We start from the raw sequence: 17,832 nt of genomic DNA on the forward strand, positions 1-17,832 counted from the left end.
ACTCTCTTTTCTTGTTTTGTGTTTTTATCAACTTTATGTGTATAATTATACACACGCTCAATATTCTTGTCAAGAATTTTTTGAATATTTTTTCAAAAAAACTTGCTATTTTTATTATTTTATAACAAATATACAGTATATATACAAATATTCGGTAGTTTTATGCAAAAATAATAAACCTATGAATAGGTTTATTATTTATTTAATCGTTTTTGGTAGTCAGATAACTCAGCCTTGTTTGCCCAAACAAAATGATTAGGGCGAATCTCCACCATTTCTGGTTTATCTGTTGAGTAGTCGTGTTGATCTGGATCATACACTATTAATTCTTTTTGACGTTCAAGAATAGGATCTGGAATTGGAACTGCTGAAAGTAATGAACGTGTATATGGATGAATTGGATTCTTAAATAGCTCTTCTGTCTCCGCTACTTCAACAATAACCCCCTTGTGGATAACTGCAATACGATCTGAAATGAAACGAACCACAGACAGATCATGAGCGATAAATAGATAAGTCAAACCTTTTTCTCTTTGGATACGTTTCAAAAGATTCAAAACTTGAGCTCGCACTGAGACATCTAAAGCTGAAATTGGCTCATCTGCAATGATAAATTCAGGATCCATGACTAGGGCACGCGCAATCCCAATACGCTGACGTTGTCCCCCTGAAAATTCATGTGGATAACGTGTCAAATGCTCAGGCAATAATCCTACCTCAGTCATCATCTCTGCTACTTTGCGTTTTCGATCAGCATCATCTTCAAAATGATGAAAATTATACAAGCCCTCTGAAATAATATAATCAACGGTTGCTCGCTCATTCAAACTAGCTGCTGGATCTTGGAAAATCATTTGAATTTTTGAAATCAAATCACTGCGTTCAGCAGAAGTTTTCTTACCGTTAATACGTTTACCAGCATATAAAATATCGCCATTACTTGTCTCATTCAATCCGATGATAGCACGACCGATGGTTGTTTTCCCAGAACCTGATTCACCAACTAGTGAGAAAGTCTCACCCTTATTGATGAAAAAATTTGCATTTTTAACCGCAACAAATTTCTTTTTTCCTTCACCAAAGGAAATTTCTAAATTTTTTACTTCAACTAATTTTTCAGTCATTTCCTTCCTCCAAGTTAATCATTTTTCGAGAAATCTTTTGATGTAAATCTTGAATGACCTCTGGTTTTTCAACCTTTGGTGCGTCTGGATGAAGTAGCCATGTTTTTGCCCAATGAGTTTCTGATACAGGAAACTTCGGAACATCCTCTTCAAAATCAATTCTCATTGCATAGCTAGAACGAGGTGCAAAGGCATCACCTTTGATAGGTGTATACAATGAAGGCGGTGTCCCTGGAATCGAAAAGAGAACACCATTGTCATCAGCCAATTGAGGAAGGCTTGATAATAAACTCCAAGTATAGGGATGTTTTGGATCATAAAAAATCTCTTCAACCGTTCCGTATTCAACAATATCACCCGCATACATGACAGCTACTTTATCAGCAATACTTGCAACCACACCCAAATCGTGTGTGATAAAAATAGTTGTGAAATTATACTCTCTTTGCAATGCTTTTAAAAGATTAATAATTTGAGCCTGAATTGTCACGTCAAGGGCTGTCGTAGGTTCGTCACAAATCAAGATATCTGGCTTACAAGCTAAAGCAATCGCAATGACAATACGTTGACGCATCCCACCAGAATACTGAAATGGATATTCGTTAAATCGTTTCTCTGCTTCAGGAATACCTACTTTTTTCATGTAATCAATCGCTAATTCCTTAGCTTCACTCTTACTTGCTCCTTGATGTTTGATAATAGCTTCTGTAATTTGGCTACCAATCGTTTGAATTGGATCAAGACTCGTCATTGGATCTTGGAAAATTGTCGCAATCTTACCACCACGAATTTTTCCCCATTCTGAATTTGACTTAATTTTTGTTAAATCTTGACCGCGATAATTAATAGAGCCCTTAGCAATACGTCCATTTGATTCCAACATTCCTGTGAATGTTTTCGTTAGGACTGATTTTCCACTACCAGACTCACCTACAACAGCAAGAACTTCACCTTCATAAAGATCAATTGAAATATTGCGAATAGCTGTCAAAATACGATCACGAACTTCAAATTCAACAACCATATCTCGAACACTTAAAACTATATTTTTATCAGTCATACTTACTCCTATCTATGTGTACGTGGATCGCTAGCATCAGCAAGATTTTGCCCAACAATATAGAGAGGAAGCGATACTAAAATGAGCGTTGCCAATGGAATCCAGAAAAGATAAGCATTTGTTGTCAAATTAGAAGAATAATTTGAAATCAAACGGCCTAGACTTGGTTCAGTGACTGGAAGTCCAATACCAAAAGCAGATAGGAAGGCTTCATATGAAATGTATGATGGCAACATCTGAGAAACCATAGTAACAATAACAGAGACTAATTGGGGTAAAAGGTTTTTGGTCGCAATTTTTATAGTTGGTGTTCCTAAAGTACGACTAGCAAGATTGTATTCCAAATCACGATAGCGCATCACTTGAACACGAATAGAGTAAGCAATACCAACCCAACCAGTAATACAAAATGCCAAAATCAAATTCCAAAAACCTGAACCTAGAGAATACGTTAAAATCATGACGATTAAGATAAATGGAAGATTTGAAATAACATTATAAATTTCAATCATGATTTTATCAACTGCTTTAGAAATACCCCAAAGTAGTCCTACAACAAGTCCAATCACCATATTAATAACAGTAGCGATAACCGAAATCAAGATAGAATTTCTGGCACCATACCAAACACCGTCAAATAGCGATTGACCATTTTTATCCGTACCGAACCAGTACTGACTATTTGGCCAAACATAGCGTTTTGAAAAATCGTTAATATCACTGACATCATTGAAGTCAAAATTTGAAAACATAGGATAGATAAAACTCATCAGAAGAATGGCAATTAGCAAAATAAGCATTGCTATTGTCGACTTTTTAGAAAAGAATTGTCTAAAAACTGATTTCCAATATGAATAAGTCGGCGTATCAATAACTTCAGAGGCACTACTATCTAACTCAACAAATTCAAATTTACTTTTGTCTATATTAGTCATCATTTACCTCCTTTTGATGATAGTTTTATACGTGGGTCAAGAACAGTCATCAAAATATCTCCCACAAGAAGTGCAAAAATTGCTAAGACCGCAAAAATAAATACTAAGCCGATAACCATCGTATTATTAGCAGAAGCAATAGCATCAATCAACATTTTCCCCATACCTGGAAAAGCAAAAATTTTCTCAGTCAGAGTTGCCCCTGCAATAGTTCCCACGATTGCTCCAGGAATACCGTTCACAATTGGAACCATAGCATGTTTAAACAAATGATCTTGACAGATTTCTGTTTCAGACAAACCTTTTGCACGCGCAAATCGAACAAAATCACTACCTTGCAAATCCACCAAATAGCGACGGAACCAAACTACAATACCTGGTGTACTCAAAATTCCCAAAATGATAGCAGGCATTACGTAAGAACGTATATCTCCAGCACCTAATAATGGAAATGTATCTGGTAGGCCAAACACATTAGCACCAATAAAACGAATCACGTAAATAGTAGCAATACTTGGCATAGCCAGCATGAAAGTGACAGTTGCTGTTGAAAAGCGGTCAAAGATACCATCTTTATAACGTGCCATTAAAAGACCAATTGGCAAACCAAGAGCATATGCAATTAAAATTCCGACAATACCTGCTTTCAATGAATTTGAAATCATTGAAGGTTCGGTGTAATTATTTTGAGTGGCAGTGTAAGCATCTCCCTTACCATAATTTGCAATATCACGAGCATCAGCCTTACTTGGTGATTTATATGAACGCGTATAAATATCAACTGATGATACTTTAGTTACTCCTGTTGGGAATGTCACTTCTTGTGCTAAAGTTTTCCCTTGGCCCTGAGTGATAACCTGTAATACAGGAATATTAGCAAAGCTTGGATATGAAATACCTAAATTGAAAGTAATAATATTTTGATGAATAAATGGGAACTTGCTATTAAAATAAATGAGATATTTGTGCTGTGTTCCTGATCCAACAAGCGCTGGTCCAACGGCGGGATCATTTTCAAAACGTACATAGCGCTCTAATTTTGGATTTTCTGGATCATTAATTTTCCACGGATGATCAATCACAATCAAATTAGAATAAAATTTCCAAAGACGTTCATAAATTGGAATTTCACGTGTTGCAAAATATTTTCCAGAATCAAATTTCTCTAACTTCCACTTTCCAGAAATAGAATCAAGATAGCTTTGATATGATTTCTTATCAGCTGCTGTTCCTTTATCAGTCACTGATTTATCGCTTTTTTTACTTTCCTCAACAAGCTCTTTAGTATTAAGGTAGTCGATATAACCCATGCGCTCATAAACAGTGTTCTCATAGTCAACTTTTTTATCATGTGTGACAGCGATTTTGGTGTAATTAGGGTCTTGATTGAAAATTAGTTTTCGGGGAACAAGCGAAAACACAATCGCATATGATAATGTTGTCACCAAGAATATAGAAACTAAGGATCTTAATATTCGATTAAAAACATATTTTTTCATACTTTTCCTCAAGAGTTCAAAAGAACTCCCCCTAAAGAGAAAGTCCTTTTGGAACATTCATTATTTTTCCACGTGTTTAGCTAATTCTTTTGTAGCTTTTTCATTGGCTTTTTCTTTATCTTTAAGCCATTTATTGCGAGCTTTTGCGTATTCTTTAGCTGTTACAGGTTTATCTTGGAGTTTTCGATATTTATATTGATAAGCTCCACCTTTAATACCAACATATGACCAAGCTCTTGAAAATGGTTTTTCTCTTGTCACTTGTGGACGAGCACCATTAGTAACTGTTGGAATAGCTAATGCACTGTCTGTCAACCATGCTTGAGCTTTTGCGTATGTTTCATAACGTTGATCAACCTGATCTGAATCTTTAAGAGCATTTGCTTCATCAAGCAAGCTTTGATATTGATCAAGACCAGTAGATTTAATCAAGGCGTCATTATCTGAAGAAATACCAAGACGATATGTCATTGCCGCTGTCTTACCTGTACCAAAGATATCAAGATATGAAGATGGATCAGAATAGTCTGGTGTCCATCCTGAGAATCCTAGGTCATAGTCATTTTGCTCAGGACTTTCTGCTTGATAAGTTGCTGATAAGTACTCATCTTCTGTAACTTGTTTAAGGTTAATCACTACATTTTCTTTACCGAGATTAGATTCAACTGACTGTTTTAATGATTGTGCACGTTGTACAGAATCGTTGTCAGTTTGAGCAACTGGGAAATCAAGTTGGATTGGGAAGCTGACGCCTTCTGATTCAAGAGCTGATTTGGCTTTAGCAAATTCTGTTTTTGCTTTATCTGGGTTATACAAACCATCTTGAGCATCAGTAAGATCAACATCTTTCCACTCATCACCATATGATACTAGGTCACTTTTAACCACATCACCAAATTCTTTGCCATCCACTTGAACAAATGCTGGTGGTACCAAGCTGTTACGCAAAGCTTTATTTTTAGCTTCTTCACCTGCAGTTTGAGCATTCCATGAAGCACGGTCAAATGCAAATGTCACTGCTTGACGGAAGTCTTTATTGTTCATAGCCTTATTAGAATCAGATAATTGCGCATCTGTTTTATCTGATAAATTATGCAATGTACGATTCAAGTTGAAATAAATCATAAATGTTGAAGCGTCTTGTTGAGCATAAATGATATTGTCTTTGTACTTCTTCTCCGCAGTTTTATAACTTGGAGATGATGGATACAAGGCTGCAGATGTATATGAACCTTCATCAAAGTTATTAAAGAGTGAGTCCTGGTCTGAACCGTCAAAATATGTCAACTTAACATCATCGATATGGACGTTGTCAGCATCCCAATAATTCGGGTTCTTTTCAAATTCCATTGAAGATTTGGCTGTAATTGATTTTAGTAAGTATGGACCGTTGTAAAGTAATGATTCTGGGTCAGTTTGTTTACCAAAATCATCACCTTTTGATTTCAAGAAGTCCGCATTTACTGGACACATAATACCGTAAGTTAATTTAGAATTCCAATATGATTCAGGGGCGTTCAGCGTATATTGGACAGTATGGTCATCAACTGCTTTAACACCAACTGTTGAGAAGTCTTTTGTCTTGCCATCAATATAATCCTGCAAACCTTTAATTGAATCTTGCACAACATAAAGAGCTTCTGATTCAACATCTGCAGCGTGTTTAAGACCTGTAACAAAATCTTCCGCTTTTACATCTGCATATTCTTCACCGTCAGCAGTATACCATTTAGCGTCATCACGAATTGTATAAGTGTAAGTCAAGCCATCAGCTGACACTTTCCAATCTTTTGCAAGTGATGGAATCAAGTCACCATACTGGTCATTTTCCATCAAACCATCAATAAGATTTGCTGTAATGTTACTTGTACCAGTTTGATTCATCTTAATGTAATCAAGCGAAACTGGCTCAGAATTGTAGACATAGTTGTAAGTTGATGTTGCAGAGCTTGAGGATTTACCATTACCACAAGCAGCAAGCACTGATGCAGATAGTAGCACAACACCAGCACTTAAAATCCATTTTCCTCTTTTATTCATAACGCACCCCTTTTTGGAATATTTAAATTTTTCACACAATTTAATGTGAGATTATGACTGATATTATATCACTTGCTTCTTCTGAAATAAACAAAAAATATCAGAAAATTCTATTTTTTTGTTTTAAAATTCTAAAATCATTGATATATCAACATTTGTAGCTATCATATTTTGTTATAAAAAAACATTATGACTCGTTATATTCAAAAATTAGAACAATTTTATGCAAAAAAATCTCCCCAGCTGAGCTAGGGAGATATGTATTATCTTAATTATAGAATTTTTTCAAATCGTTCTGTGTAGAACAGTGCTGCTGTCATCACAACTGTACAGATGAATAGACAAAGTGCCGCTACTGTCCATGAACCAAAGAGGTCAAAGCTATAACCAAAGAGTGTTGGTCCAAAGGCTGCGAGCAAGTATCCACCTGATTGTACCATACCTGATAATTGTGCTGTTTGGCTTGGTGTATGTGATTTCATTGAGAAAGCCACAAGCATGTATGGGAAAAGGGCGCTAACTGCGATACCGATAAGAATATTCACAATCAACCAGTAAGTAAAGCTGCTAGTTTGGAACAAGAGCATACCTGTACCTGCAATACCACAAATTGATACGATAGCAAGCATGATTTTACGATTTTTACTTGAAAGACTAGTTGTCAATGTTGGAATAGTCAATGAGAATGGCAAGCTCATCAATGAGTAAATTGAAGCTAAAATTCCCGCTGCTTCACTTGAAACGCCTGCTTGACTAGCCATTGTTGGCAACCATGTCATCCCTGTGTAGAAAAGAAGTGATTGCAATCCACCAAAGATAAGAAGGGCAATTGCCGCTTTGTTTTTCCAAAGAGATGCAGAATGTGTGTGTTCATCTTTTTCTGTCATATGATTGTGGAAAGTATTTGGGAACCAAACAGCTAACGCAATCAAAATCAAAAGACTAAGGATAACGATTAGCCCTTTCCAAGAAGTCATTTTAACAATCGGCACAGCGACTGATGAGGCAACTGATGAGGCAATCCCCATAGCTGTTGTATAAACCGTTGTTAACAACCCAATACGAAACGGTTGGTTTGCTAAAATGATACTTGGGAACAAAACGTTCATCATGGCAATGCTGATACCGATAATCATCGTACCAATGTACAGACTTGGAAGGTTAAATACACGCATGATTGACCCTGCGAAGAGTGCAACCAAAACCATAGTGAATAATTTTTCAAGTCCAAACTTGTCTGCTAGACGCGGTGCCAAAGATGAGCAAAACGCAAACATAATCAATGGAATACTAGTTAAAATCCCTAATGAATTCACAGAGACACCCAAACCATCTGCCACATCACTTAGGACAGTTGGGATAGTGGTAAAAGGAATACGCATTACAGCACCCACTAAGATAATCCCTGGAACAAAAAAGATTGAATTGTCTTTTTTCATGTAACCCCTCTTAACTTATAAATAACAATTTTTTAAAGCCTATTATAACAGGAACTGAGGTACTTTAGAATAGGAAAAATCAAAGAAAACGTTTTTCACAAGCAATTAAAATCTTTCTAAAAATTCATAAAATATAGATAAATATACAACTCAATATCTTCGACTAAATTCACTGCGGAGAGTATCAAAAAAGCCTGAGAAAAACTCAGGCTTTTTATCTATTATTTCAAGCTGTTAAGCATGTTTTCAATGTGTTCAATTGATTTTTCACGACCAAGAAGGTAGATAGTATCTGGAAGTTCTGGACCGTGCATTTCACCTGAAACGGCGATACGAATTGGCATGAAGAGGTTTTTACCTTTGATACCAGTTTCTTTTTGAACAGCTTTGATTTGTGGGAAGATGTTTTCAGATTTGAAATCTTCATCACTCATAGCTTCAAGTTTAGCTTTGAAAGCTTCAAGAACTGTAGGAACTGTTTCACCAGCCATGAATTCTTTTTCAGCATCTGTCAATTCTGGGAATTCTTCAAAGAACAAGTCAGTCAATGGAATGATTTCATCAACTGATTTCATTTGTGGTTTGTAAAGTTCAACTAATTTTTCAGCTTTGTCAGTCAAGCGACCAGCTTCTTCCAAGAATGGTTTAGCCATTGCAAAGACTGTATCGAAATCTGCGTTCTTGATGTATTCGTTGCTCATCCAGTCCATTTTCTTTTGGTCAAATGCAGCTGGGGATTTGCTCAAACGGTGTTCATCAAAGAGTTTGATCAATTCTTCACGTGAGAAGATTTCATCTTCACCACCTGGGTTCCAACCAAGAAGAGCGATGAAGTTGAATACTGCTTCTGGCATGTAACCTTTTTTACGGTAGTCTTCGATGAATTGAAGAGTGTTTGTGTCACGTTTTGACAATTTTTTACCAGTTTCAGAGTTGATAATCAATGTCATGTGACCAAATTCTGGTGCTTCCCAACCAAGTGCTTCGTAAACCATCAATTGTTTTGGTGTGTTTGCGATGTGGTCATCACCACGGATAACGTGAGAGATTTCCATCAAGTGGTCATCGATAACAACGGCAAAGTTGTATGTTGGGTAACCATCTTTTTTCTGGATAACCCAGTCACCACCGACGTTTCCACCTTCAAATTCGATGTCGCCTTTAACGATATCATGCCATTTGTAGATACCTGATTCGTTAACAGCCAAACGAACTGTAGGAATGATTCCTTTTGCTTCACGTTCTGCAATGTAAGCTGCTTTTTCTTCTTCAGACATACCAAGGAATTCGTTGATGTAACGAGGTGTTTCACCAGCAGCTTCTTGGCGTTCACGTTCTGCAGCTAACTCTTCTTCAGTAACGTATGATTTGTAAGCTTTACCTTCAGCCAACAATTGGTCGATGTATTTTTGGTAGATGTCCAAACGTTCTGATTGGCGGTATTTTTCGTGAGTTTGTGGGCTTTCGTCCCAATCCATTCCCAACCATTTAAGGTTTTCCAATTGTGAACGTTCTCCGTCTTCGACATGACGTTTACGGTCAGTATCTTCGATACGGATAACAAAATCACCACCGTGGTGACGAGCGTAAAGATAATTAAAGAGCGCAGTACGCGCATTTCCGATGTGTAAAAGTCCTGTTGGACTTGGTGCATAACGCACGCGAATTTTCTTAGGCATTTTCGTCTCCTGTTAAAATTTCAATCGTTTCTATTATAGCACAATCTTTAGTCTTAGAACAAAAAATCAGCTGAAAACAGCTGATTTCTAACATATCTTTCTATAAATTGTCACTGCCTAAAGGCTGTAAAATACTTAAAGCACTTTCACACTTTGCCAGTTTATCATCACAAACATCCTATGGCAAATCATTACCTGCAGCCAAATAGATTTCGTACCATTCTTTTCGTGTTAGGACAATGTCTGCTGCTTTAGCTGCTTGGGCGATGCGCTCAGATTTTGTTGTTCCGATGACAGCTTGCATCTGCGCTGGGTAGCGAAGTACCCAAGCAATAGCAATCGCTGACGGCGTCACTTGATATTTTTCTGCCAAACGTTCCAAAACGCGGTTCAATTCAGGATATTTTTCTGAACCCAAGAACACACCGCCAAAATAGTCAAACTGAAGCACTGACCAAGCTTGAATCACCACATCATTTAAACGGCAATATTCAAAAATACTGCTGTCGCGGACAATTCCTGCATCTTGCTTCATATTGACATGAAATCCTGCATCAAAACTTGGCGTAAATGCTGCGCTCAACTGCAATTGATTAGCTACCAAAGGTTGCTTGACATCTTTTTTAATCAACTCCATCATCATCGGATTTTGATTTGAGACACCAAAATCAATCACTTTACCTTGAGCTTTCAAAATATCAAAAGCTTCTGCGATTTCTTCTGGTTCCATGAGGGCATCAGGTCGATGTAGCAAAAGTGAGTCAATGTAATCCACGCCAAGACGTTCTAAAATACCATCAACTGCTTCTAGGATATGCTCTTTTGAAAAATCAAAATACGTGAACTCTTCGCTACGAATACCACATTTTGATTGAATCCACATCTTTTCACGCAAATCGGGACGACGCTTCAATACCTCACCCAAAATACGTTCACACTCTCCGTGACCGTAACAATCCGCAATATCAAAAGCATTGATCCCAACAGCTAAAGCTGACTCAATCAATTCTTCAACCTGATCAACAGTCATCTCTGAAATACGCATCAAGCCCAAAACAACTTCTGAAATTTCTACCTGACGTTCACCAAATTTAATATATCTCATCTTTCTCCTCTTTCAAAAAATCTACCTTCTAAACAAGGACTTCACTAATACGACCAGTATCGACATCATAGATAGCGCCTGAAATCTCAATATCATCAGGAATCAAAGGAGACTTGCGCAGTTTCATAACATCCTCGCGAACACTTTCTTCTACATCAGAAAATGGCAAGAAGTCTTTCCCATGAACATCAACACCTAAATCACGTTCAAGCTGCTTGGCAAAACCTTCATTGCTGAGTCCTTGCATGCCACAATCTGTATGGTGTAAGACAACAATCTCACGTGTCCCAAGTTGCTGCTCTGAAATAACCAACGAACGAATAGTATCATCTGTCACGCGCCCGCCTGCGTTCCGCAAAATATGAGCGTCACCAAGTGCCAAACCAAGCGCGTGCGCGACGTGCAGACGTGAGTCCATACAAGTCACGATGGCGACATGCGTTTTTGGCTTTTGTGGCAAATGCGCCGTGCCATGCAAATCCGCATAAGCTTGATTGGTCTTTAAAAATTTTTCAAAATAAGACATAAAAGTCCTCCTAACACGCATCTATGATAGCGTTTTTTTCATCTTAACATTTTTAGGACAACTTATCACTTAAAACGTCTTGCCACAAAAAAACAGAGAAGCAATCTCCTCTGCATTTCTATTTAAAAACTTTCTTAAGAACTTCACCAACAGTTGTCACACCTACAACTTCAATAGATGATGGCATATCGATACCAACTAAAGAATTTTTCGGTGCGTAAACTTTTGTAAAGCCAAGCTTAGCTGCTTCATTGATACGTTGTTCAATACGAGTGACGCGACGGATTTCACCTGTCAAACCAATTTCACCGATGAAAGCTTCTTGTGGATTTGTTGGCTTTTCTTTGTAGCTTGACGCAATAGCTACCGCTACTGCCAAGTCAATCGCTGGCTCATCAAGTTTGACACCACCAGCAGATTTGAGATAAGCATCTTGATTTTGCAATAAAAGTCCACAACGTTTTTCAAGCACCGCCATAATCAGACTAACGCGATTGAAATCAAGCCCCGTCGTTGTACGTTTGGCATTTCCAAAAACAGTCGGTGTCACCAAAGCTTGAACCTCCGCCAAAATCGGACGACTACCTTCCATAGTTACCACGATAGCTGAGCCAGTCGCGCCATCCAAACGTTCTTCTAAGAAAACTTGACTCGGGTTGAGCACTTCAACCAGTCCACCCGATTGCATTTCAAAAATACCAATTTCGTTGGTTGAACCAAAACGGTTTTTCACCGCACGCAAGATACGGAAAGTATGGTGACGTTCACCCTCAAAATAAAGCACCGTATCCACCATATGCTCAAGCATACGTGGACCAGCAAGCTGCCCTTCCTTAGTCACGTGACCAACGATAAAGGTTGCGATGTTATTAGTCTTAGCCAACTGCATGAGCTCTGCCGTCACTTCACGCACTTGAGATACCGAACCTTGGACTCCTGAAATATCAGGACTCATAATCGTTTGAATCGAGTCAATAATCAAGAAATCAGGCTGGATTTGCTCAATCTGCGCACGGATAGCTTGCATATTTGTCTCAGCATAAAGGTAAAATTCATTATCAATGTCACCGAGGCGTTCACTGCGAAGTTTAATTTGCTCTGCTGATTCTTCACCAGAAACGTAAAGAACCGTTCCTTTCTCTGCCAGCTGAATCGAAACCTGCAAAAGAAGCGTTGATTTCCCGATACCTGGGTCACCCCCGATAAGCACCAAACTACCTGGCACCACACCACCACCGAGCACGCGGTTAAATTCATCCATGCCAGTCTTTGTGCGTGAGTAATTAATCGAGCTAACATCCTTCAACTTAGTTGGCTTGCTCTTTTCACCTGTCAAACTGACACGCGCATTTTTAACCTCTTGCACTTCGACTTCTTCGACAAAAGATGTCCAAGATGAACAGTTTGGACAACGCCCTAAATATTTCGGAGAATGATAGCCACACTCCTGACAAATAAACGTTGTTTTCTTCTTAGCGATAGCTCATTACCTCCTTAATATTCTTACCTTATCTTATTTCCCTGTTGAACCAAAGCCGCCTGTACGAACGCCGTCTGCTTCGTCACCGTCGGCAACCAAGAAAGGCATGAAAACACCTTGAACAATGCGTTCGCCAGCTTCGACCACAACAGGCTCATTAGTGATATTTTTCATTTGTGCAAAGATATGACCTTCATTGGCTGTATTGCCGTAGTAGTCACCATCAATGACGCCAACAGAATTAATCAACACCAGACCTTTTTTACGTGGGTTTGATGAACGGTCAAAGAGATAAAGCACTTCGCCAGCTTGCATGTAAGCTTTAACCCCAGTTGGCACCAATTTGATTTCGCCAGGTGCGATTTCTGTCGTTTCCGCAGCTTTCAAATCATAACCAGCCGCATGCGCTGTTTCACGTTTTGGTAGCAATGCTTCATCTGTGAATTGTGAAACCAATTCAAACCCTCTAATTTTACTCATTTTGTCTCCTTTTTTCTGTATTAAATCATCTTCATATTATAACATAAAAGCTATTCATCAAAAAAACTTTCCTTGCTTGGAAACAAAGAAAGTTTACTTATTACTATTTTTCCTTACACTATTTAATTCCGTAAATGGTGGAGGTGGGAGGTATATGAAGAAAAAATTCTAGCTCTGTAACTATTATAGTCAGGTATAGTATTAAAAAAGCAGGACTAGCTTGAAACTAATTCTGCTTTTCTTGTATTAAATTTCTTTGCCTTCAAATGTAAAGCGGATGTGTGGAAATTCTTTTTCGCCGTCTTTTCCGACCATAAATTCTTTGGCTTCTTTTTTGATTTGATTCAAATCAACGCCTTGAATTTTTGCTGCAAAAACACAGCCACAGTAGCATTGACGATAGATGTCATATTCCTCACACATTTCAACTGAACGACGGTAACCGTTATTTTTCTTGAAATCGCTTGGTAAATACTTAGTCGCATAAACCTTTTGAACTTCGATTCCCACGCTGTTGATGACTTGGGAATTTTTGTGCGGGCTGATTGTCAAAGCACTGGCAAAATAATCATATCCAAGCTCAACCGCCATTTTTGCCGCTTTATCCAAACGATAATCAAAACAAACCGTACAACGTTCTCCACCCTCAGGTTCGTCTTCTAGACCGTGAACCTTTTGAAAATATTCTGATGGGTCATAAGGTGCCTCAATGAAGTCAACATTATTTCCTGTTTTTTCATTAAAATCCGAGATGAATTTTTGCACCACATAAGCACGACGAAGGTACTCGTCTTTTGGATGAATATTTGAATTGGCAAAATAAACTGTCAAGTCAGCATACTGCGTCAAATATTCCAAAGTATATGTAGAGCACGGTGCGCAGCAAACGTGGACAAGAATTTTTGGTCTTACCTCTTCTTGCGCCCAACGTTTAGCCATTTGTTGCATGACTCGGTCATAGTTGATTTTTTGATTGGGATTCATCTTAGATAGAATCTCTTCTAAATCAATCACCAGATAAGTCTTCCTTTCCTATTCCTGTTAAGTCATTTCATTATACCACAAGTTATTTTACAAAAACATATCGACGTTTTTTCTATTATAATAGCTTAACTAAAATATGACAAAACTCACCTTTTCTAATAAACAAAGACAAACAGATAGCTCTTATGATATAATGGAGAATGTAATCTTGCTCGTTTAAGAGAGGAGTAAAAATGACAAGACAAAAAGTTGCTGTCTTAGGGCCTGGTTCATGGGGAACCGCTCTTGCACAAGTATTAAACGACAATGGACATGAAGTTTGTCTATGGGGAAATATCCCAGAACAAATTGAAGAATTAAATACGAAACACACAAATACTCGCTACTTCAAAGATATCGTTATCTCTGAAGATATCAAAGCGACACTTGATTTAAAAGAAGCTCTTACAGACGTTGATGCTATCTTGTTTGTTGTTCCAACAAAAGTTACACGTTTGGTTGCAAAACAAGTTGCTGAGACACTTGATCACAAAGCAGTTATCATGCACGCTTCTAAAGGTCTTGAACCTGGAACACACGAACGTCTTTCAACTATTCTTGAGGAAGAAATTCCTGCTGAACTACGTTCAGACATCGTTGTTGTTTCTGGGCCAAGTCACGCTGAAGAAACAATCGTTCGTGATATCACTTTGATCACTGCCGCTTCTAAAGATCACGAAGCTGCTAAATACGTTCAAAAACTATTTAGTAACAACTACTTCCGTCTCTACACTAATACTGATGTTATCGGTGTGGAAACAGCTGGTGCTCTTAAAAATATCATCGCTGTCGGAGCTGGTGCACTTCACGGTCTTGGTTTCGGTGACAACGCTAAAGCTGCTGTCATCACACGTGGACTTGCTGAAATCACACGCCTTGGAGTTAAATTGGGAGCTAACCCACTCACTTACAGCGGACTTTCTGGTGTCGGAGACCTTATCGTAACAGGAACATCAGTTCACTCACGTAACTGGCGTGCTGGTGACGCTCTTGGTCGCGGTGAAAAACTCGAAGACATCGAGAAAAACATGGGAATGGTTATCGAAGGGATTTCAACAACTAAAGTTGCTTATGAATTAGCAAAAGAATTAGACGTTTATATGCCAATCACAACTGCTATTTACAAAGTTATCTATGAAGGTGCTGACGTTCGCGAAAGCATTCTTGGCATGATGTCTAATGACTTCCGTTCTGAAAACGAATGGCACTAAAATTAAAATTGTAGTATAATTTAATTCAGCATAGTTAATTTATGAAAAGGAGTTCTCTATGAACACAAGAAAAGTTAGAAAAGCCGTTATTCCCGCAGCTGGTCTCGGAACTCGCTTCTTGCCAGCTACAAAAGCACTCGCTAAAGAGATGCTTCCAATTGTTGATAAACCAACAATCCAATTTATCGTTGAAGAAGCCTTGAAATCAGGCATTGAAGATATCTTGGTTGTTACTGGTAAATCAAAACGTTCTATCGAAGATCACTTTGACTCAAACTTCGAACTAGAATACAATTTGGAACATAAAGGAAAAACAGATCTTCTTAAACTCGTTAACGATACAACAGCTATCAATCTTCACTTTATCCGTCAAAGTCACCCACGTGGTCTTGGGGATGCTGTTCTTCAAGCCAAAGCCTTTGTAGGCAACGAACCTTTCGTTGTTATGCTTGGTGATGACCTTATGGATATCAACAACGACAAAGCTGTTCCACTTACAAAACAATTGATTAACGACTACGAAAACACACACGCATCAACAATCGCTGTTATGCCTGTGCCACACGAAGAAGTTTCATCATACGGTGTTATCGCCCCTCAAGGCGAAGGTAAAGATGGTCTTTACAGTGTTGATACTTTCGTTGAAAAACCAGCACCTGAAGATGCACCAAGTGACCTTGCTATCATTGGTCGTTACCTTCTTACACCAGAAATCTTCAATATTCTTGAAACTCAAGAACCTGGAGCTGGTAACGAAATCCAATTGACAGACGCCATCGATACATTGAACAAAACTCAACGCGTCTTTGCTCGTCAATTTAACGGTGACCGTTATGATGTCGGTGATAAATTCGGCTTCATGAAAACATCAATTGACTATGCCCTTCAACACCCACAAATCAAAGATAACATGAAACAATATCTTATCGATTTAGGTAAAAAATTAGAAGGTCAATCAGACAAAAAAGATTCTAAATAATATACTATAAATTAAAAAAATTCCTCTAGATAATATCTAGAGGAATTTTTTTAATGCAATGAAATCATAGTCAAAAGCACACTTAGCACAACATAAGCTGCCAACGCTAGCCAACGTTGCCATGGTTTAAACATATGTTTCTCCACAAGAGTTGGTAAAAAGATGGCACACAAAACACCACCAACAAGTCCACCAATGTGCCCTGCAATCCCGACACTTGGCGTGAATAAATTAAACAGCAAGTTAATCAAGATGAGTGCTTGATAATTGCGACCCAATTCTTTCAAATAAGGATTTCTACCAAAATATCCAGCAACCATAATTGCCGCAAAGACACCAAATAAGGATGTTGAAGCTCCGGCAGCAACAACGTTTGGCGTGAAAAATAGAGTAAAGATATTACCTACTACGCCTGAGAGAACATACAAAGCCAAAAATTTATGATGTCCCCAGATTTGCTCTGCCATTTGTCCGACAAAATAAAGCGTTAAAGCATTAAAGAAAAAATGCTCCCAACCGATATGAACAAAAATCGGTGTCACCAAACGCCATAATTGACTATGGTCGTACATGACATAAGCGCCGTACATACCACCAGAATTAAAAATCGCTTGGGTAGATGTTGCATTGCCAAAATAAATCAATTGCATGGCTACAAAAACAAGTGTCGTCAATGCCAGCAAAAAAATCGTCACAGGACTTTCCTTGATAACTTTTTTCATCGACTCAATACCTCCTTAACAGCTACGTCATGACCATCTGGCTGAAAGTCAGCCTTTTGAAAGTCATAAATCGTACTAATCGTATTTCCTTTATAATCTTTTAAATATCTATCGTAAAAACCGCCGCCATATCCAATACGGTAACCATCGTGATTAAAGCCCACACCTGGCACATGAATCAAATCAATTTCAGATTTATCCACAGGTTTTCCACAAGCAGGCTCCCATAAGCCAAACTTAGTTTTAACCAGATGTTCGGGGTCATAAGCACAAAAAATCATTTTCCCTTTAGGATAAGTTTTAGGAATAAGAATTTTTTTGCCGTCTTTTTGTGCTTGATTAATCAAAAGTTGGGTGTCATATTCAAAATCAAAAGCCAAATATGTCGCAATTGTCTTTGCCTCTTTGTAAGCTTTTGTCTGTATAAAATCATCTAACAAAGCCTTATCTATCAAGGCTTTATCCTGTTTATCTTGTCCTTTCAAATTGGCAAGAATATTCTTTCGTAAGGCTTCTTTTTCCATGCTATT

General features: G+C 38.1%; 16 protein-coding genes. 2 read left to right on the forward strand and 14 right to left on the reverse strand.

All coding sequences use genetic code 11. From position 1 onward, the window contains the following. Positions 1–194 precede the first annotated feature (194 nt). From ACNTMY_RS08765 to ACNTMY_RS08820, 12 genes are all read right to left on the reverse strand, one after another. Positions 195–1,124: an ATP-binding cassette domain-containing protein gene (locus tag ACNTMY_RS08765; protein ID WP_423216154.1), complete on the reverse strand. Its 930-nt coding sequence runs from the start codon at positions 1,122–1,124 to the stop codon at positions 195–197. Continuing rightward, positions 1,117–2,184 carry an ABC transporter ATP-binding protein gene (locus ACNTMY_RS08770; protein WP_423216155.1) on the reverse strand — a complete coding sequence of 356 codons (1,068 nt, stop codon included), beginning with the start codon at positions 2,182–2,184 and terminating at the stop codon, positions 1,117–1,119. Before ACNTMY_RS08770 ends, ACNTMY_RS08765 begins: the two co-directional genes overlap by 8 nt. An 8-nt stretch (positions 2,185–2,192) precedes the next feature. Further along, the gene (oppC, locus tag ACNTMY_RS08775; protein ID WP_423216881.1) at positions 2,193–3,119 is read right to left on the reverse strand and encodes an oligopeptide ABC transporter permease OppC; all 927 of its coding nucleotides are present in this window, start codon (positions 3,117–3,119) and stop codon (positions 2,193–2,195) included. Further along, positions 3,119–4,618, reverse strand: coding sequence for an ABC transporter permease (locus tag ACNTMY_RS08780; RefSeq protein ID WP_423216156.1), 1,500 nt, complete (start codon positions 4,616–4,618; stop codon positions 3,119–3,121). Before ACNTMY_RS08780 ends, oppC begins: the two co-directional genes overlap by 1 nt. A gap of 60 nt (positions 4,619–4,678) precedes the next feature. After that, positions 4,679–6,658, reverse strand: a complete 1,980-nt coding sequence (locus tag ACNTMY_RS08785; protein ID WP_423216157.1) for a peptide ABC transporter substrate-binding protein — start codon at positions 6,656–6,658, stop codon at positions 4,679–4,681. Between the two features lie 272 nt (positions 6,659–6,930). Continuing rightward, positions 6,931–8,097: a CynX/NimT family MFS transporter gene (locus ACNTMY_RS08790; RefSeq protein WP_423216158.1), complete on the reverse strand. Its 1,167-nt coding sequence runs from the start codon at positions 8,095–8,097 to the stop codon at positions 6,931–6,933. Between the two features lie 221 nt (positions 8,098–8,318). Further along, complete coding sequence (gene gltX, locus ACNTMY_RS08795; protein WP_423216159.1) at positions 8,319–9,776, reverse strand: glutamate--tRNA ligase; 1,458 nt, start codon at positions 9,774–9,776, stop codon at positions 8,319–8,321. Between the two features lie 178 nt (positions 9,777–9,954). After that, positions 9,955–10,881 carry an aldo/keto reductase gene (locus tag ACNTMY_RS08800; RefSeq protein ID WP_423216160.1) on the reverse strand — a complete coding sequence of 309 codons (927 nt, stop codon included), beginning with the start codon at positions 10,879–10,881 and terminating at the stop codon, positions 9,955–9,957. Positions 10,882–10,909: 28 nt separating this feature from the next. Then, positions 10,910–11,407 carry a beta-class carbonic anhydrase gene (locus tag ACNTMY_RS08805; RefSeq protein ID WP_423216161.1) on the reverse strand — a complete coding sequence of 166 codons (498 nt, stop codon included), beginning with the start codon at positions 11,405–11,407 and terminating at the stop codon, positions 10,910–10,912. A 118-nt stretch (positions 11,408–11,525) separates the two neighbouring features. Continuing rightward, positions 11,526–12,887: a DNA repair protein RadA gene (radA, locus tag ACNTMY_RS08810; RefSeq protein WP_033153501.1), complete on the reverse strand. Its 1,362-nt coding sequence runs from the start codon at positions 12,885–12,887 to the stop codon at positions 11,526–11,528. Between the two features lie 33 nt (positions 12,888–12,920). Continuing rightward, positions 12,921–13,367, reverse strand: coding sequence for a dUTP diphosphatase (locus ACNTMY_RS08815; RefSeq protein ID WP_423216162.1), 447 nt, complete (start codon positions 13,365–13,367; stop codon positions 12,921–12,923). Positions 13,368–13,613: 246 nt separating this feature from the next. Then, complete coding sequence (locus tag ACNTMY_RS08820) at positions 13,614–14,381, reverse strand: epoxyqueuosine reductase QueH (RefSeq protein WP_024344390.1); 768 nt, start codon at positions 14,379–14,381, stop codon at positions 13,614–13,616. Positions 14,382–14,584: 203 nt separating this feature from the next. On the opposite strand from ACNTMY_RS08820, the gene ACNTMY_RS08825 reads away from it, so the two are divergent. Continuing rightward, entirely contained in the window at positions 14,585–15,601 is a 1,017-nt protein-coding gene (locus tag ACNTMY_RS08825) for an NAD(P)H-dependent glycerol-3-phosphate dehydrogenase (RefSeq protein WP_423214176.1), read from the forward strand. Positions 15,602–15,659: 58 nt separating this feature from the next. Then, on the forward strand, positions 15,660–16,580 hold the full coding sequence (galU, locus tag ACNTMY_RS08830) for a UTP--glucose-1-phosphate uridylyltransferase GalU (RefSeq protein WP_423216163.1): 921 nt from the start codon (positions 15,660–15,662) through the stop codon (positions 16,578–16,580). 50 nt (positions 16,581–16,630) lie between these two features. Here galU and ACNTMY_RS08835 read toward each other — a convergent pair whose 3' ends face one another. Together ACNTMY_RS08835 and ACNTMY_RS08840 are read right to left on the reverse strand one after the other, a co-directional pair. Continuing rightward, a complete protein-coding gene (locus ACNTMY_RS08835; RefSeq protein ID WP_423216164.1) occupies positions 16,631–17,302 on the reverse strand; it encodes a rhomboid family intramembrane serine protease in 672 nt (223 codons plus the stop codon). Continuing rightward, positions 17,299–17,826: a 5-formyltetrahydrofolate cyclo-ligase gene (locus ACNTMY_RS08840; RefSeq protein ID WP_423216165.1), complete on the reverse strand. Its 528-nt coding sequence runs from the start codon at positions 17,824–17,826 to the stop codon at positions 17,299–17,301. Before ACNTMY_RS08840 ends, ACNTMY_RS08835 begins: the two co-directional genes overlap by 4 nt. Positions 17,827–17,832 lie beyond the last annotated feature (6 nt).

This window comes from Streptococcus equinus (assembly GCF_049393735.1).
In the GTDB taxonomy this organism is placed as follows: Bacteria; Bacillota; Bacilli; order Lactobacillales; family Streptococcaceae; genus Streptococcus; species Streptococcus equinus_G.

Coding starts and splice junctions, on each gene's coding strand:
- ACNTMY_RS08765 (WP_423216154.1), bottom strand. CDS start 1,124: ATGACTGAAAAATTAGTTGAAGTAAAAAATTTAGAAATTTCCTTTGGT.
- ACNTMY_RS08770 (WP_423216155.1), bottom strand. CDS start 2,184: ATGACTGATAAAAATATAGTTTTAAGTGTTCGAGATATGGTTGTTGAA.
- oppC (WP_423216881.1), bottom strand. CDS start 3,119: ATGACTAATATAGACAAAAGTAAATTTGAATTTGTTGAGTTAGATAGT.
- ACNTMY_RS08780 (WP_423216156.1), bottom strand. CDS start 4,618: ATGAAAAAATATGTTTTTAATCGAATATTAAGATCCTTAGTTTCTATA.
- ACNTMY_RS08785 (WP_423216157.1), bottom strand. CDS start 6,658: ATGAATAAAAGAGGAAAATGGATTTTAAGTGCTGGTGTTGTGCTACTA.
- ACNTMY_RS08790 (WP_423216158.1), bottom strand. CDS start 8,097: ATGAAAAAAGACAATTCAATCTTTTTTGTTCCAGGGATTATCTTAGTG.
- gltX (WP_423216159.1), bottom strand. CDS start 9,776: ATGCCTAAGAAAATTCGCGTGCGTTATGCACCAAGTCCAACAGGACTT.
- ACNTMY_RS08800 (WP_423216160.1), bottom strand. CDS start 10,881: ATGAGATATATTAAATTTGGTGAACGTCAGGTAGAAATTTCAGAAGTT.
- ACNTMY_RS08805 (WP_423216161.1), bottom strand. CDS start 11,407: ATGTCTTATTTTGAAAAATTTTTAAAGACCAATCAAGCTTATGCGGAT.
- ACNTMY_RS08815 (WP_423216162.1), bottom strand. CDS start 13,367: ATGAGTAAAATTAGAGGGTTTGAATTGGTTTCACAATTCACAGATGAA.
- ACNTMY_RS08825 (WP_423214176.1), top strand. CDS start 14,585: ATGACAAGACAAAAAGTTGCTGTCTTAGGGCCTGGTTCATGGGGAACC.
- galU (WP_423216163.1), top strand. CDS start 15,660: ATGAACACAAGAAAAGTTAGAAAAGCCGTTATTCCCGCAGCTGGTCTC.
- ACNTMY_RS08835 (WP_423216164.1), bottom strand. CDS start 17,302: ATGAAAAAAGTTATCAAGGAAAGTCCTGTGACGATTTTTTTGCTGGCA.
- ACNTMY_RS08840 (WP_423216165.1), bottom strand. CDS start 17,826: ATGGAAAAAGAAGCCTTACGAAAGAATATTCTTGCCAATTTGAAAGGA.